Origin of the sequence: Nesterenkonia sp. AN1, assembly GCF_000582475.1 — a bacterium.
Taxonomy (GTDB): Bacteria; Actinomycetota; Actinomycetes; order Actinomycetales; family Micrococcaceae; genus Nesterenkonia; species Nesterenkonia aurantiaca.
In genome coordinates this window covers 76,450-93,032 of record NZ_JEMO01000023.1, presented here as the reverse complement: position 1 = coordinate 93,032, position 16,583 = coordinate 76,450, and the positions used below count along the sequence as shown (strand labels likewise).

Sequence of the window (16,583 nt, the reverse complement as noted above, 5' to 3'; positions counted from 1 at the left end):
GGAGATCAGCGGACGTGCGGCTCCGCAGCCGACTCTCGTGAGGAGCTGGCCCGTGAGGCCATGGCGTCGAGCGGCTCGCCGTGCTCACCGTGGAGGTCCTGCATGTCCAGGGAGTCCGAGCGGCCGATGATCTCCTTGGCGGCGTAGAACGAGCCGGTGTACAGCAGGATGAAGATAATCCCCGGCAGCCACACCTGATCCAGATCCCAGAAGTACAGCGCGACGATCGATCCTACGAGCATGAAGAAGACCGCGAGGAACGCGACGAAGTTCCCCACGAAGTTCCCCTGGCCCGAATAGGCCTTGACCTTACCGTTGCTGATCATGTGCTCCCCTTAGGTGCGGTGCGGTCTGCGCGACGCCCATCTCAGTAACCGCCGGCAGCACCCGATGTGCTGGAATCTCTAGGCTCCACGATATCAAGAGAGGAGCTCGCTCCGATGCGTGTGGCGCCGGCGGCCACCATCGCGGCCGCGTCGTCATAGCTGCGCACGCCGCCGGAGGCCTTGATGCCCAGTCGACCGCCGACCAGGGAGTGCATCAGCGTGATGTCCGCGAGCGTGGCGCCGCCCCCGCCGAAGCCGGTGGAGGTCTTTACGAAATCCGCACCGGCGGCTTCTGCGGCCCGGCAGACCAGCTCCTTCGCGGACTCCTCCAACAGTGCCGTCTCCAGGATCACCTTCAGGATCGCGCCGCCGGCATGGGCGGCGTCGGCCAGCGCCCGGATCTGCGCCTCGACGTAGCTGTGGTCACCGGCGTTGGCCGCGGCGATGTCCACCACCATATCGACCTCCTGGGCGCCGAGCTGGACCGCTTCCACGGTCTCGGCGAGCTTCGACGCGGTGGTGGAGGCTCCCAGCGGGAAGCCGACCACGGTGCAGGTCTTGACCTCGGTGCCGGCGAGCTCTGCGGCGACCAGCGGCACCCACCGCGGGTTGATGCAGACCGCGGCGAAGCCATGGGTGCGCGCCTCATCGACGATCCGCCGGATGGTGGCCTCATCGGTGTCGGGCTTCAGGGCGGTGTGATCGATCAGCGGGGCCATCTCGGCGGGGGTGGGGGTGTGGCTCACGGGCGTGCTCCTCAAGGGTCAGCGGGAAGGTCAGGGTGACCGCGCGGCGGTCCGGCAGATGGTCCGATCGGCGGTCAGGTCGGTCTGGTGGGTGGTCGGCTCGGCGGGTCAGCCCAGCATGGACTCCATCGAGGTGCGCAGCTGCTGGAGACGCGCGGTCGCCTGGGCGCGGGCGGCGCCGATGGCCTCGGGATCGGCGTTGACGCCGGGAGTGTCCGCCACAGCCTCGAGGTAGCACTTGACCTTCGGCTCGGTGCCGGAGGGCCGGACGATCACCCGGTCTCCTTCGGCGGTGAGATAGATCAGCGCATCGGTCTTGGTGGCCTCGCTCAGCTGCGCGCCGGGCAGCGGATCCTGGGTCAGGTCCAGGGATTCAACCACGGCCGAGCCGGCGATCTCCTCGGGAGGCTGCGCGCGCAGGCCAGCGGTGACCTTGCCCAGCTCGGAGAGGTCGCTGACCCGGATGGTGACCTGGCCGGTGACGAAGACGCCTGCCTCGGCTGCGATCTCATCCAGGGCGGCGATCAGGCTGACCCCGCGGGCCTTCAGCGAGGCGGTCATCTCGGCGAAGATCAGCGCGGCCGAGACGCCGTCCTTGTCCTTGACGTGCTCGGGGTCCACGTTGAAGCCGATGGCCTCCTCATAGCCGAAGCTCATGTGCTGGACTCGAGCCAGCCACTTGAACCCGGTGAGCGTCGCGGCGTGGCCGACGCCGCGGACCTGGCAGAGTCGTTCCAGCAGCCGGGAGGAGACGATCGAGTTCGCCAGCACCGGGGCGCCGCCGTCGGCCTGGGGGCGCAGCGGGCCGCGCTCGAGCAGGTGCCGGCCCAGCAGTGCGCCGATCTCATCCCCGGAGAGCTGACGCCAGGCACCGGAGGATCCGTCGTAGACCGCCGCGGAGAGCCGATCGGCGTCCGGGTCATTGGCGAGCACCAGGTCCGCGTGGTTCGCCTCGGCGGCCTTCAGCGCGAGGTCCAGGGCGCCGGGCTCCTCCGGGTTCGGGAAGTCCGCGGTGGGGAAGTCGGGGTCGGGTTCGTGCTGCTCCGCCACCGGGGTCACGGTGAATCCGCCGGCGCGCAGCAACGAGGTGACCATCTCCCCGCCCACGCCGTGCATCGCGGTGTAGACCACGTGCAGGTCCCGGTGTGGATAGGTCTTCGGGTCCAGCAGCTCCAGAGCCTCGCGCTCATAGCTGCTGCGGGCCTCATCGGTGATCGGGTGGGTCTCCGTGCTGGCGCCATCGCTGCCGCCATCGGCGCCACGGTGGGTGGCGCCCTCGGTGCTCGAGGGTGTGTCGGCGTCGACGAGCTCTGCGATCCGGGCGGCGATGTCTTGATCCACCGGGGGTACGATCTGCGCGCCGACCCCATGGCCCTCGGGCTCCAGGAAGCGGGAGAGCTCTCCGCCGAGGTAGACCTTGTACCCGTTGTCCTGGGGCGGGTTGTGGCTGGCCGTGACCATCACCCCGATCTCGGCGTCGAGCACCAGCACCTGGCGGGCCAGCAGCGGGGTGGGCCCGGGGCGGGTGAACAGGTGCACCTCCCAGCCGGCGGCGGAGAAGATCTCCGCGGTATCGGCGGCGAACTCGTCGGACTGGTGGCGGGCATCGAAACCGATCACGATCTTCGGCGCCTCGCTGCGCATCGGATCCTGGGAGCTGTCCGCCTTCTGCTGGGCGCGGGCAAGCTGCTCCTGGGCGTAGCTGAGCATCCCGGCAGCGGTCTGGCGCACGACCAGGCGGTTCATCCGCAGCGGTCCTGGACCGAGCTCCGCGCGCAGCCCGGCGGTGCCGAAGGCGAGCCGGCCGGCGAAGAGCCGCTTGAGCTCCGCGCTCGCCGAAGCGTCGGAGGCCTCGGCGCGCTGCAGCAGCTGCGCAAGTCCGGACCGGGTCTTGGCGTCGGGGTCATTCTCGATCCAGCGGCGCACGGCGCCGAACAGCTTCTCGGTCATGGCGGTCTGCTCCCTCATATCGGTCGGGGTAACGGGTCTGCGTGGGTCATCGGTGGCTGCCGGTCGGAGTCCAGGTTCACTCAGCCAGGAGGCGCCCGATGACCTTCGCCAGCAGGGCAGAGATCCGCGGGGCCGCTTCGCGTCCAGCCTCGAGCACCTCCGTGTGGCTCAGCGGCTCCGGGGAGATCCCGGCGGCCTGGTTGGTGACCAGAGAGATGCCGAAGACCTCCATGCCGGCCGCGCGAGCGGCGATGGCCTCCAGTGCGGTGGACATGCCGACGAGATCCGCGCCCAGGACTCCGGCCATCCGAACCTCGGCGGGAGTCTCGTAGTGCGGGCCGGGGAACTGTGCGTAGACGCCCTCGGGCAGGTCCGGGTCGATCTCTCGGGCCACGGCGCGCAGCCGGGGGGAGTAGAGATCGGTCATGTCCACGAAGTGCGCGCCGCGCAGCGAGGAGGTGCCGGTGAGGTTCAGGTGATCGGAGATCAGCACCGGGGTGCCCGGCCTCCACTGCGGGTTCAGCCCGCCGCAGCCGTTGGTGAGCACCATGGTGGTGGCGCCCGCGGCGGCGGCGGTGCGCACCCCGTGGGCGACGGCGTCCACCCCGCGGCCCTCGTAGTAGTGGGTGCGCGCCCCGATGACGAGGACATGGGCTCCGGAGGCGGAGCGGATGACCTTCAGCGTCCCGCTGTGGCCCGAGACGCCGGAGGAATGGAAGCCGGGCACCTCCTCGGCGTCGATCTCCGCGACGAGCTCACCGAGCTGGGCGGCGGCCTCGCCCCATCCCGAGCCCAGCGTGCAGGCCAGGTCGATGGAGTCCACCCCCGACTGGTCAAGCAGCGCACGGGCTGCCGCTTCGGCGCGCAGATTCGCCGGGGCGGTCGGGTCATTGGTGGGGGTCAGCTCAGGATGCGGGACCAGGCGGTCTCCGATTCCGTCGTCGGTCGGGGCGCTGTGCTGGGTCTGGACTTTGTCATGGCTCACATGGATCAATCTACCGTCTGGGCGGGAGACCGCGGCAGGCTGACGCGGCCGGGCTGTTCCGAACATCGGTGCCGCATCTGATCCGGGAGCAGGCCAAGCGGACTCAGCCTCCCCGACCGATGCGGTCCTCCTGCGGAGTCACATCCCCGTGTGGCGTATGACATTGCCGCGCCGACTCGGCAGAATGGGCCCGTGACTCCAACTAATCTGCAACGACGCTTCGCCCCTGACCGCATCGCCATCCTCGGCGGAGGCCCCGGAGGCTACGAAGCCGCTATGGTCGCCGCCGACGCCGGCGCGGAGGTCACGATCATCGAGGAAAAGGGCCTCGGCGGTTCTGCAGTGCTCACCGACGTGGTCCCTTCCAAGACGCTGATCGCCACCGCGGACGCGATGCGCCGGGTCAACATCTCCACCGCCTTCGGCGTGCGCTTCGGGGAACACGCCAACGGCCTCCGAGGCGGGCAGGGCGAGGACGTCCAGGAGGCGGAGGCCTGGGCCGACTTCTCCAAGGTCAACGAGCGTCTGCTCAAGCTGGCGCACAGCCAGTCCCGCGACATCCGCGCCACCCTGGAGTCCTACGGAGTGCGGGTGATCATCGGGCGGGGCAAGCTGGTGCTGCCGCACAGCATCGAGGTCACCTCTGGAGAACAAGCCGGCGAGGTGGTCGTCGCCGACGCGATCATCGTGGCCACCGGTGCCCACCCGCGGGAGCTCGGCTCCGCCAAGCCCGACGGGGAGCGGATCTTCAACTGGACCCAGGCGTATAACCTCACCGAGGCGCCGGAGCACATGATCGTCGTCGCTCCGGGGTCACCGGAGCCGAGTTCGCCTCGGCGTACCGTCGGCTCGGCGCCGAGGTCACGCTGGTCTCCTCCCGCGACCAGGTGCTGCCCGGGGAGGACGCCGATGCGGCCACGGTGCTGGAGAACTCCTTCGCACGTGTCGGAGTCCACGTGGCCTCGCGGACCCGCGCCGAGTCCGTGGAGCGCACGGAGCACGGTGTCGAGGTCCGGCTCAGCAACGGGGAGGTGCTGCGCGGCTCGCACTGCCTGATGGCTGTGGGCGGGATCCCCAACACCGCCGGCCTGGGGCTCGAGGAGGCCGGGGTGGAGATCTCCGAATCCGGTCACATCCAGGTGGACACCGTCTCGCGCACCACGGCGAACAACATCTACGCCGCCGGGGACTGCACCGGGGTGATGCCGCTGGCCTCCGTCGCGGCGATGCAGGGCCGGGTGGCCGTGGCCCATATGCAGGGCGAGAGCGTGAAGCCGCTGAAGCTGCACCAGGTCGCCTCCAACGTGTTCACCTCTCCGGAGATCGCCACGGTCGGGGTCACCCAGGAGCAGGTCGACTCCGGCAAGTACCAGGCCGACGTGATCAAGCTTGACCTCGCCACCAACGCCCGGGCCAAGATGATGAACATCCGTGAGGGCTTCGTGAAGATCTTCTCGCGCAAGGGATCCGGCACGGTGATCGGCGCCGTCGTGGTCGCCCCGAGGGCATCCGAGCTGATCTTCCCGCTCGCGCTGGCGGTCACGCACAAGCTGCACGTCGACGACGTCGCCACCACCTTCACCGTCTACCCCTCGCTGACCGGTTCGATCTCCGAGGCCGCCCGTCGACTCCACCTGCACGTCACCGATCCGGAGGACTGACCCGCATGAGCAGCTCGACGCCGGCCACGCCGCCCGAACCCGCTACACCCGAAGCCACGCAGCCCGAATCCGCGACACCCGAACCCGCGGCACCCGAACCAGCGCGTCCCGGGCCCCGCACGTCGACGGCGGTGGACGCCTTCGCCGAGGACTACTTCGAGCGGCTGCTCGCCCTGGCCCCGGAGGAGGCCACGGTGCTGGGCCGCCCCGGAGTCGAGACCGAATACGCGGACTACTCCCCGGCCGGACGTGAAGAGGTCGCCCAGCTGCAGCGTGAGACCCTGGCTCAGCTGGCCGGGATGACACCGGAAGACCGCATCGATGCGGTGACCCTGCATGCGATGGCGGAGCGGATCGGACTCGACGTGGCGCTGCACGAGTCCGGGCGCACGGAGCTGAACAACCTGGCCTCGGCACCTCAGACAGTGCGGATGGTGCTGGAGCTGATGCCCGCGCAGAGCGAACAGGACTTCGTGCACATCGCCGGGCGGTTGCACAATCTCCCGGCCGCGCTCGAAGGCTACTGGGCCTCGCTGGTGAACTCCGCCCAGGCGGGTCAGGTGCCCGCCCAGCGACAGGTCCACGCGGTGGCGGAGCAATGCCGCAGCTACGCCCTCCCCGAGGGTGCGCTCGCCGGGTACGCGCTCAGCGGCCGCCAGGCGCAGGTCAGCTCCGCCACACAGGAGGCGCTCGCCGCCGGGACCCACGCCGCGCAGCAGGCCTACCTGCGCCTGGCGGAGCGTCTGGAATCAGAGCTGCTGCCGCAGGCGCCTGCCGCCGACGCGGTGGGCACCGAGGCCTACCGGCTGCACAGCCAGTTCTTCACCGGCACCATGCTGGACCTCGAAGAGACCTACCGCTGGGGGCTCGAAGAGCTCGCCCGGCTGGTCGCGGCGCAGGAAGTCGTGGCCCACCAGATCAGCCCAGGCGCCTCCGTGGAGGAGGCCAAGGCGATCCTGGACGCGGATCCCGCACGGCAGCTCTCCGGGACCGCGGCGCTGCAGGAATGGATGCAGCGACTCTCGGACGAGGCGCTCGCGGCGTTGAAAGACGTGCACTTCGACATTCCGGCCCCGATGGACGTCCTGGAATGCATGATCGCGCCGACTCAGGACGGCGGGGTCTATTACACCGGACCCAGTGATGACTTCTCCCGGCCGGGCCGGATGTGGTGGTCGGTTCCCGAAGACGATGAACATTTCACCACCTGGACCGAGACCACCACCGTCTACCACGAGGGGGTCCCGGGGCATCACCTGCAGATCGCCACCGCGACCCTGGTCAAGGACCGGTTGAACTCCTGGCGCCGTCACGGCAGCTTCGTCTCCGGCTTCGCCGAGGGATGGGCGCTCTACGCCGAGCAGCTCATGGCGGAGCTGGGCTTCCTCGCGGACCCCGGAGATCTGATGGGGATGTATGACATGCAGCGGATGCGCGCGGCCCGGGTGGTCTTCGACATCGGAGTCCATTGCGGCTTCGAGGCTCCGCCGGAATGGGGCGGGCAGACCTGGACCCCTGAACAGGGCAAGGAGTTCCTGCGCGCTCACCTTCCGATCTCCTCAGCACAGCTGGACTTCGAGTTCACCAGGTATCTGGGCTGGCCCGGGCAGGCGCCGTCCTACAAGGTCGGGCAGCGTGTCTTCGAGGAGCTCCGTGCCGAATGCGAGGCGGCTGCTCGCGAGGCCGGGGAGCCCTTCGACCTGCGCGCCTTCCATACCGAGCTGCTTGGACTCGGCATGATCGGGCTGGACACACTGCGCTTCGCGATGCGCCCATGAGGCTGCTCCCCGGCCGGAACCGAGACTGGCCGGCGAGCCCCGCCGGGCAGATCCCCGCCGGACGGGTCGAGCTGCGCCCGCTTGGAACCGAGGATGAGCATCGCTATATGGCGCTGCGCGTGCTCAACAGCGCCTGGCTCCAGCCCTGGGATGCCACCACTCCTGAGAATCCGGATCCCCGGGACTCCTCGGCCAGCTTCCGGCAGATGGCCCGCAGTCTGGGCCGCAGCGCCCGGTCCGGCATCCATCTGCCCTGGCTGATCTGGTTCACCGCCCAGGGCGGGACGCCCCAGATGGTCGGACAGCTGACCGTGGGCCCGATCATCGGCGGCTCCGCTCGGAGCACTTCCCTGGGCTACTGGCTCGACGAGGGGCACGCCGGGCGCGGGATCACTCCCTTCGCGGCGGCGCTGGCCGTGGACCACCTCTTCTTCGAACGTGGACTGCATCGGGTCGAGGTCGCCGTTCGTCCGGAGAATGTGGCGAGCCTGCGCGTGGTGGAGAAGCTGGGCTTCCGGGAGGAAGGAGTCCGCCTGCGGTTCCTGCACATCCATGGTGCCTGGCGGGACCACCGGTGCTTCGCGCTGACCCGCGAAGAGATCGGTGAGGGTCTTGTGGCGCGTTGCCGCGGATCACAATCCGGTATCGGATAGGCTCGGCCTGTACTTCATGAAGGGCAAGGGGGTCAGGGATGCTGGGCATGGAACACACCGAGAGCGCGTTCCTCTCCACGGTGCAGGGCCTGCCCATCCCCTCCTCCGCGCTCATGGCCCTGATCGCCGTGCTGTTTCTGGGCACCCTGGTCCTGCGCGGACAGCGCCAGGCGACCAGCCTCGCGGATGCCGCGCCCGCCGCGCATCCGGCTCCGACCCGCGCCGCGGCGTCCTCCCTGGCGGCCACGCCGGCGTCCACGGAGCCGATGATCGGCCCCACCGCTCAACCCGACACCCACCGAGGGGCGACCATGTCCTCCAGCACCGACCTGCCCAGCAGCGCGAGTTCATCGCACCGCACCGATTCCACACGTTCGGATTCCGCACGCACCGGTTCCACGCCTGCCGGGTCTTCGTCTCAGCCCGGCTCCGGGTTCCACCTGCACTGGGGACGCACCGTGGTCGCACTCCTGGGAGCGATCGCCGCGCTGAGCGCCGTCGTCACCGGGATCCTGGCCCCGCTGACCGCCGTCCCGGCCGCGGTGCCGCTCAGCGCCGCCGTCGTCTTCCTGCTGGCACTGGTGGCCCTGCGGACCATGGCGGTGCTGCGCCGACGCAGCCTCCGCCGGGCTCGGGTGCAGTCCGCCATTGACGAGGCGATGAACCCGCTGCAGGGCACCGACTGGGTGAACCCGACCGAGGCTGGGCTCTTCGACGCGCTGAGCGCCGACGGCCGCGGCACCGGAGGCCCAGACTCCTTGCAGCAGACCGACGAGGACGGACTTCCCGTGGGTTTAGAACGAACCTTCGACGCCGAGGTGCAGGCCTCGGGCCCGGTCCTGGGCGAGGCCGCTGAACCGGTCGGGCCCTGGCAGCCGCGAGCCGTGCCGCGCCCGAAGTACCTGGACCTGGACAAGGCGCAGCGGATCGAGCCGGAGGCGCTCGCGGGACAGACCCCGGCCCCGCGCAGCGACGTCAAGCTCACCCAGCGCCGGTTCCTGGACACCACGCCTCCCGCGGAGCAGACCCCCGCAGCCGAAGAGGCCGCAGTGCAGCACCCCACCGCTTCGAGGTCCCAGGTCAAGGCGCCGAAACGTGACTCGATGAACCTCGATGAAGTGCTGAAGCGCCGGCGCGCCTGATGTCTCGCGGCATGACCCCGGCAGAGCTGGAGGCCAGGCAGCTGGCGTTCATGGAGTCCTTCGACGCGCACCCCCCGATCGCCGAGGCGATCCAACACACCGGGGTCTACGCGACCAGCGTGCACCTGGAATCGCTGCAGCACCGCCCGGGGGCCGGGGTGACCGGGGTCTACCGGGTCTCGACCGGACGTCCCGTGATGCCGCGCGGCGGACCGGCGGGGTCCTATACCGAGACCTCTGACCACGTGGACGAGCTCTACGTGGGCATGACCACCGAACCGGTGTCCGCCGAAGCAGACGGGGTCGTGCAGTCCCACAGCCCCTACGGTCGACTCTCGATCTGGCAGCATCCGCTGGACCCCGCGCTTCCGGGTCTGCGCATCGCCGCCGACCCGGATTCGGTCCGCAATGTCTGGGGGGCCGGCCGCGACCTGGTCAGCCTGGAGACCATCAGCTACCGTCCGCTGCGCCGCGCGGTGATCGCCGCAGAGTTCGACGACGGCACCCGCCTGTTCCTGAAGGTGCTGCGCGCTCGGCGCGCCCAGCACCTGCACACCCGGCACCAGCTGCTGCTCGACGCCGGCGTCCCGGCCGCCGTGCCGGTCCGGGAGCCGGTGCTCGACGTGGTCGCGCTGCGAGAAGGTTCGGGGGAGTCCCTGGCCGAATACTTCCTTGCGGACGGCGCCGCCGCAGCTGGGCCGGAGCGGTTCATCGATCTGCTCGAGAAGCTCCCGGCCGAGGTGATGACGCTCCCGGCACGGGAGGCCTGGACCGACCGGCTCTCCGCCTATGCCTCGGCGGCGACCTCGGCGCTGCCCGGGGCCACCGAACGCATCTCGGCGCTGGTGGAACATATCAGCACGGTGCTTCCGCTGACCGACCGTGGTCCGGTGGTGCCCACCCATGGGGACTTCTACGAGGCCAACCTGCTGATGCGCGGCGGGGAGGTCTCCGCGCTGTTGGATGTGGATTCCCTGGGCCCGGGGTACCGGGTAGATGACCTCGCATGCTTCCTGGGACACCTCGCGGTGCTGCCGGCGGTGGACCCGCGCTATGTCCATGTCCCGGCGGCGTTCCAACGCTTCGCCGCTGGCTTCGCCGCCACGGTGGACGCGCACGCGCTGCGGGTGCGCACCGCCGCAGTGGCGCTGTCGCTGGTGGCCGGAGCCCGGGACACCCGCCGGGCGCAGTGGCAGGCTCAGGCTGAGCAGCGGCTCGCCTGCGCCGAGGCCGTGGTGGGTCTGCGTTCTGCGGGCCCGGCGCTGCCGCAATGGCCGCAGCTCTAGAGGTACCTCCGCGAGAAGTCCTGGCTCAGGTGCTCGGCCAGCAGATCCGGGTGTGCCATTTCGCCGGATCGGGCTCGAGCGCCGGATCGGTGAGGTAGCTCTCCCACATCACCGGGCCGGGGCTGATCCCGGCCTCCGCGAAGTACCGTTCGACCTCGGAGTAGGTGCGCTCAAGCGTGTCGTAGGACCCGATGTGGATCGCCTCCACCAGGCGGCCGCCGGGCAGGAGGCCCGGGGCCACGTCCCCGTCCGGGGTGATGGTCGAGGGGACCGGGAAGCCTGCCTCGACATCCACCGATTCTCCCGGGGAGCCGTGGTACTTGCCGAACGGCGGGCCCGCCGGGCTGAGCCCCTGCGCAACCAGCGCCTGCATGGTCTCCTCGAACGCCCGAGAGAAGAAGTCGGTCAGACCTGCCATGGGGACCCGGTCCCGGATCCCGGCGGTGTGCTGTTCAGGGCTCTGGATGATCTTGATATCGGTCATGCAGTGATGCTCCTGCGCCAGACGCGGCTCCGGTAGAGCCGAACGTCCCTGCGCGGATGTGGCGGGTCAGCTGCGCATCCGACGCTTGAGCCGGGTGAGCTTGCGGCGCAGGTCCGCTGCGGCTTCAGCCTTGCCCTGCCGCATCAGTGCCTCGATCTGACCCTCCAGGCGTCTGCCATCAGGGAGGGGCTGGCCTCGCGCTCGTCGGTGGACATCCGGAAGATCGTCTCGGCCTCGTCGGCTCGCCCCATCTCCAGCAGCACCTTGGCCGCGAAGACCTCAGCGTCCCCGGCGGCGTCCTCGTCCCCGGCCTCGGCGAAGAGGTCCGCGGCCTCCAGTCCCGCGGCCACTGCCTTGGTCCCCTCGCCCAGCGCCGTCCAGCCGCGGGCCAGCGAATCCGTGATGTCCGCGCGCTGCCAGGTCGTCCCGTGTTCCCGGGCCAGCTCCAGGGCCCGATCCAGGTGGCCGATCCCGGTCTCGTCCTCGGCGCGGGTGAGCAGGTGTCCCAGCGAATGCAGCGCCTGCAGCAACACCTGCGGGTCGAGGTCCTCGCTGTGCTCGACCAGTTCGAGTCCACGCTCGTAGTGCCCGCGGGCGACCTCGAGGCGGTCCAGCGAGGCGGCCAGCGCCCCGGCGGCGAGATGGGCACGCGCCGCCTCATCGGTCTCGTCGATCTCGCCGAAGAGCTCCGCTGCCTCGTTCCAGTGCACCATGGCCTCCAGCGGTCGTTTCAGATGGGTCACGGCATGGCCGAGCCCCATCAGGGCCCTGGCCCGGGTGGACCGGTCCTCCTCGGAGCCGCCCAGGCGGACCGAGAGGGCATCGAGCACCTTCTCGGCCTCGGGGTAGTCGTCGAGCTCCAGCAGCTGCTGGCCCAGGGCCAGACTCAGGAGCCGCGATTCGCGGAACTCCCCGAGCTCGGCCTGCTGCACCGCGACCCGCCAGGCCAGGACCGAGGCGTCGCCGTCGTCCTCTTCTCCGGTGAGCCCGGCCAGCAGCGCGGCGGCCGAGGCGGCGCCCTTGCGCACCCGGGCAGCGGCGTAGAGCTCCACCGAGTGCAGCGCGGCGTCGATGGCGGCGAGGTTGCGGTCTTCGTGATGGTGGATGGTGGCCTGCAGCATCGCCATCGCGCCGTGCACCGCCCGGTTCGCGTGGGAGGCGAGCACCAGTTCCGCCGTGCGCAGCGCCTGGGTGGTCTCCCCGGAGAGCAGCAGCGTATGAGCCAGGAACATTCTGGCCCCGGCCAGCGCCTCGGTACGGTCCAGGCTGGTCAGGATCGTGCAGGTCTCTTGGACGATCGGCAGAGCCGATTCTGGTCCCTCATCCTGAAGTCGGCGGACCGCCAGGGAGGAGAGCACATCGGCAAGCTCCACCGTGACGTCGCCGCGCGCCTGGTCCTCCCGGCGCAGGTCATCGGCGACCCGGGAGAGGATCTCGGCCTCCACCCGGTCCGGCTCGCGCAGCAGCATCGCGCCGAGCTCGTCCTCCACCCGTGCCTGCCGGAAGCGGCCCAGCTCGCGCAGCAGACGCAGACGCGCCGCGATGAACGGCGCCGAGGCCGCGGAGTCCCCGCGCATCTCGTGGACCCCGGCCAGGATGCGCAGCAGCATCAGCCGGTTCTCCGGGTCCTCCCCGCCGGGGGCACGCAGTCCGGCCTCGGCGGCTTCAGCGGCCGAACGGAACCGTTCGCCGTAGGCGCCCTCGTAGGCCAGGTCCAGCCAGCCCGCCGCGGTCTGTGCGGGCACAGTCGTCCCACCGGCGGCCTCGAGGAGTGCCGTCAGACGCGGAATCAGCGGACTCGTCATCTGCACCAGACTAGCGCCGATCGGGTGCCGCCGTAGAATGACGCTCATGACTTTTTCCCCTGTGGCGCCCTGGCGCGTCCGCCGCGTCACGGGGTGCACCGCAATCACCGCCGCCGCGGTCCTGGTCGCCACGGGCTGTTCACCGCCGCCGTCGGCGGAGGAGCCCACCGGTAGCGCGGCAGAGCGAGCCTGGACGATCGCGGTGGGGGAGCACCCGTTGGATCAGACCATCGCCAATGTCTACGCCCTGGCGCTGAGCTCCCGGGACACTCCTGCGGTCGTGGATGCCTCCGATCGCGGCCCCGGGGAGCTGGTCCTTGAGGATCAGACCGACCTGGTCCTCGGCCGCTCTGAGACGTTCGCCCGGCAGCTGGACCCCGAGGCGTTCGCCGAGCTGGAGCAGCCGAGCCCGGCGGAGCTGCTGGGCGTGATCGAGGAAAGCCTTGGTGAACAGGCCGAGCTGCTGGAGCCCACCTCGGCGGTGCTCGGCAGCTCCCTGGTGATCACCTCGATCACCGCCGAGCTCAATGAGATCACCACCGAGGGGGAGGTCGAGGATTCCGCCTTCGCCGAGGCCTGCGACGAGCTGCGCATCGGGGCGCGCCTGGACCTGCCCGCCCCGGAGCCGCTGCTGGCCGAGGTCTATGACTGCGAGCCCGCGGAGATCGTCCTGGCGGAGGAGGCCGACCTGCTCGACGCGCTGATCACCGCGCAGCTCGATGCGGTGATCCTCACGACGACACAACCGGGCATCGAGGAGCAGGGACTGATCGCGCTCAGCGACACGGAGCGCGCCTTCCCGCAGGAGCAGTTCGTCCCGGTGGTCTCGGCGGAGATCGCCGAAGAGGTCCCCGGTGTGGCGGTGGAGCTGGCTCAGGCGTTGAACGAGGACGCCCTGGTCACGCTGCGCCGACTCATCGACGGAGACCAGGGGCTGAGCCCCCAGGAGGCGGCGGAGTACTGGCTGGTCCAGGAGGGCTTCGTCGCGGAGCCAGAAGACTGGGGCTGAGACCTCCGGGCAACTCGCCGAACAGGTTCTGGGCTGTAACGTCCCGACAGGACCGTGGCATAAGGCACAATCTGGTCATGGAGGAATTCGAGGACTTCACTCAGGCCCAGAAGCTCCGCAACGTGCGGTACGACGTGCGCGGACCCATCGCAGTGGAAGCCGCGCGACTAGAGCGCGCGGGCCACCGGATCACCAAGCTGAACATCGGCAATATGGCGCCCTTCGGCTTCGACGCCCCGGACTCGATCCTGGTGGACATGATCAAGAACCTGCCCAGCTCGCAGGGCTACTCCGAGTCCCAGGGCATCTACTCGGCGCGGACCGCGGTGGCGCAGTACTACCAGTCCCGAGGCATGCGCGACGCCGAGGTCTCGGACGTGATCCTGGGCAACGGGGTCTCCGAGCTGATCACCATGGTGCTGCAGGCGCTGATCAATCCCGGCGACGAGGTCCTCATCCCGGCTCCGGACTACCCGCTGTGGACCGCGATCACCACCTTGTGCAGCGGACGTGCGGTCCACTACATCTGCGACGAGGAGAACTACTGGTGGCCGGACCCGGAGGAGGTCGAGTCCAAGATCACGGACCGCACCAAGGCCCTGGTGCTGATCAACCCGAACAACCCGACCGGGGCGGTCTATCCCCGCGAGATCCTCGAGGCGATGGTGGACATCGCCCGGCGGCACAACCTGATCCTGCTCTCCGATGAGATCTACGAGAAGATCACCTTCGACGACGCCGAGATGATCAACGCCTGCACGCTCTCTGACGACGTCTTCACGATCACCTTCTCCGGGCTCTCCAAGACCTGGCGCGTGGCGGGCTTCCGCTCCGGCTGGCTCTACATGTCAGGACCCAAGCACCGCGCGAAGAACTACATCGAGGGCCTGAACCTGATGTCGAACCTGCGCATGTGCCCCAACGTCCCGGCGCAGCACGCGATCCAGACCGCACTCGGCGGCTACCAGTCCGTGGAGGAGTTCATCCGCCCCGGCGGCAGGCTCTACGAGCAGCGCAACGTCGCGCATAAGCTGCTCTCCGAGATCGAGGGGGTCGACGTCCATCAGGCCGACGGCGCGCTGTATCTCTTCCCGCGGCTGGACCCGAAGATCTACCCGATCCAGAACGACGAGGCCTTCGTGATGGAGCTGCTGCGCCAGCAGAAGATCCTGGTCTCCCACGGGCGGGCGTTCAACTGGATCGACGACAACCACTTCCGGCTGGTCTCGCTGCCGCCGGTGGAGGAGCTCGAAGAGGCCATCGCCGGGATCGCCGACTTCCTCGCCTCCTACCGAGACGCGTTCGCTCGAGCCTGAGCGCCGGGCAGGAGCGAGACCGAGGCCGCGACCCACCGGGGCCTCGATCGACAGAAACCTCGACCAGGAGAGACCGCGACCGACCGAGCGCGCGCAGGACTGTTCCCGTCAAGACCGGCGCCGGAACACGCTCAGCATGTGAAACAGGGGCGTTCTTTCACCCCGGAAGGTGCAGGATAGGACAGTGCGTAACTCCAGGATGCAGGAATTCGAAGACTTCACCCAGTCGCCCAAGCTTCAGGACGTCCGGTACGACGTTCGTGGACCCATCGCCCAGGAGGCCGCCAGGCTGGAGCGCGAGGGACACGCGATCACCCGGCTGAACATCGGCAACCCCGCGCCCTTCGGCTTCGAGGCTCCGGACTCGATCCGGATGGCGATGATCAGCAACCTCCACGACGCGCAGGGCTATTCCGACTCCCAGGGCATCTATTCCGCCCGGATCGCGGTGGCCCAGTACTACCAGGCGCGCGGAATGACCGATGCCGACCCCGCAGACATCTATCTGGGCAACGGGGTCTCCGAGCTGATCTCGATGGTGCTCCAGGCGCTGCTCGCCCCCGGGGACGAGGTGCTGATCCCCGCCCCGGACTACCCGCTGTGGACCGGCGCCACCACCCTGGCCGGCGGTCGGGCGGTGCACTACATCTGCGATGAGGACAACAGCTGGTGGCCGGACCCGGCCGAGATCGAGTCCAAGGTCACCGACCGCACCAAGGCCCTGGTGATCATCAACCCGAACAACCCCACCGGGGCGGTCTACCCGCGCGAGATCCTCGAGGCGATGGTGGACATCGCCCGGCGGCACAACCTGATGCTGCTCTCCGATGAGATCTACGAGAACATCACCTTCGACGACGCTGAGATGATCAACGCCTGCACGCTCTCTGACGACGTCTTCACGATCACCTTCTCCGGGCTCTCCAAGACCTGGCGGGTGGCCGGCTTCCGTTCGGGCTGGATCTACGTCTCAGGACCCACACATCGGGCGAAGAACTACATGGAGGGCCTGACCCTCCTGATGAACATGCGCATGTGCGCCAACGTCCCGGCCCAGCACGCCATTCAGGCCGCCCTGGGCGGGCACCAGTCGATCCAGGACCTGATCGACCCGGGCGGGCGGCTCTTCGAGCAGCGCGAGACCGCCTACCGGCTGCTGCGCGAGATCGAGGGGGTGCAGGTCCACCAGGCCGACGGCGCGCTGTATCTCTTCCCGCGGCTGGACCCAGAGATCTATCCGATCGAGAACGACGAGAAGTTCGTCATCGAGCTGCTGCGCCAGCAGAAGATCCTGGTCTCCCACGGACGCGCGTTCAACTGGATCGACGACAACCATTTCCGGCTGGTCACCCTGCCCGGCGTGGAAGACCTCGAACACGCGATCGCTGGGATCGCCGAGTTCCTCGCGGACTACCGCGACGCCGCACTCCGCGCCTGAGGCG

The 16,583-nt window shown here is 69.4% G+C and carries 13 protein-coding genes and 1 pseudogene; 8 read left to right on the top strand and 6 right to left on the bottom strand.

All coding sequences use genetic code 11. The features are described from left to right. Positions 1–5: 5 nt before the first annotated feature. The 4 genes from BG28_RS12145 to BG28_RS12130 form a co-directional block, all read right to left on the bottom strand. Positions 6–326: a hypothetical protein gene (locus BG28_RS12145; RefSeq protein ID WP_051501405.1), complete on the bottom strand. Its 321-nt coding sequence runs from the start codon at positions 324–326 to the stop codon at positions 6–8. Between the two features lie 41 nt (positions 327–367). Further along, complete coding sequence (gene deoC / locus BG28_RS12140; RefSeq protein WP_084479702.1) at positions 368–1,072, bottom strand: deoxyribose-phosphate aldolase; 705 nt, start codon at positions 1,070–1,072, stop codon at positions 368–370. A gap of 108 nt (positions 1,073–1,180) precedes the next feature. Continuing rightward, positions 1,181–3,022, bottom strand: coding sequence for a phospho-sugar mutase (locus BG28_RS12135; RefSeq protein ID WP_133726051.1), 1,842 nt, complete (start codon positions 3,020–3,022; stop codon positions 1,181–1,183). A 76-nt stretch (positions 3,023–3,098) separates the two neighbouring features. Continuing rightward, positions 3,099–3,926, bottom strand: a complete 828-nt coding sequence (locus BG28_RS12130; protein WP_036477393.1) for a purine-nucleoside phosphorylase — start codon at positions 3,924–3,926, stop codon at positions 3,099–3,101. Positions 3,927–4,283: 357 nt separating this feature from the next. Here BG28_RS12130 and BG28_RS12125 point away from each other — a divergent pair. The 5 genes and pseudogenes from BG28_RS12125 (at position 4,284) to BG28_RS12105 (ending at position 10,527) form a co-directional block, all read left to right on the top strand. Next, positions 4,284–5,668 (top strand): annotated as a pseudogene (locus BG28_RS12125) (NAD(P)H-quinone dehydrogenase). Positions 5,669–5,673: 5 nt separating this feature from the next. Next, positions 5,674–7,446 (top strand): DUF885 domain-containing protein, encoded by a 1,773-nt coding sequence (locus BG28_RS12120; RefSeq protein ID WP_084479700.1) that lies wholly within the window; start codon positions 5,674–5,676, stop codon positions 7,444–7,446. Next, complete coding sequence (locus BG28_RS12115; RefSeq protein WP_051501403.1) at positions 7,443–8,099, top strand: GNAT family N-acetyltransferase; 657 nt, start codon at positions 7,443–7,445, stop codon at positions 8,097–8,099. Before BG28_RS12120 ends, BG28_RS12115 begins: the two co-directional genes overlap by 4 nt. Positions 8,100–8,146: 47 nt before the next feature. Continuing rightward, positions 8,147–9,241, top strand: coding sequence for a hypothetical protein (locus BG28_RS12110; protein WP_133726052.1), 1,095 nt, complete (start codon positions 8,147–8,149; stop codon positions 9,239–9,241). A gap of 11 nt (positions 9,242–9,252) precedes the next feature. Next, a complete protein-coding gene (locus BG28_RS12105; RefSeq protein WP_152539289.1) occupies positions 9,253–10,527 on the top strand; it encodes an aminoglycoside phosphotransferase family protein in 1,275 nt (424 codons plus the stop codon). A gap of 25 nt (positions 10,528–10,552) precedes the next feature. Here BG28_RS12105 and BG28_RS12100 read toward each other — a convergent pair whose 3' ends face one another. Further along, positions 10,553–11,011, bottom strand: a complete 459-nt coding sequence (locus BG28_RS12100) for a GyrI-like domain-containing protein (RefSeq protein WP_036477241.1) — start codon at positions 11,009–11,011, stop codon at positions 10,553–10,555. Between the two features lie 143 nt (positions 11,012–11,154). Continuing rightward, positions 11,155–12,864 (bottom strand): hypothetical protein, encoded by a 1,710-nt coding sequence (locus tag BG28_RS12095; protein WP_161634841.1) that lies wholly within the window; start codon positions 12,862–12,864, stop codon positions 11,155–11,157. Between BG28_RS12095 and BG28_RS12090 the strand changes: the two genes are divergently transcribed. From BG28_RS12090 to BG28_RS12080, 3 genes are all read left to right on the top strand, one after another. Further along, entirely contained in the window at positions 12,863–13,825 is a 963-nt protein-coding gene (locus BG28_RS12090; RefSeq protein ID WP_161634840.1) for a glycine betaine ABC transporter substrate-binding protein, read from the top strand. The two genes, BG28_RS12095 and BG28_RS12090, sit on opposite strands and share 2 nt — an antisense overlap. Positions 13,826–13,902: 77 nt before the next feature. Further along, positions 13,903–15,141, top strand: coding sequence for a pyridoxal phosphate-dependent aminotransferase (locus tag BG28_RS12085; protein WP_036477235.1), 1,239 nt, complete (start codon positions 13,903–13,905; stop codon positions 15,139–15,141). A 199-nt stretch (positions 15,142–15,340) separates the two neighbouring features. After that, entirely contained in the window at positions 15,341–16,579 is a 1,239-nt protein-coding gene (locus BG28_RS12080; RefSeq protein ID WP_036477233.1) for a pyridoxal phosphate-dependent aminotransferase, read from the top strand. Positions 16,580–16,583: the final 4 nt, after the last annotated feature.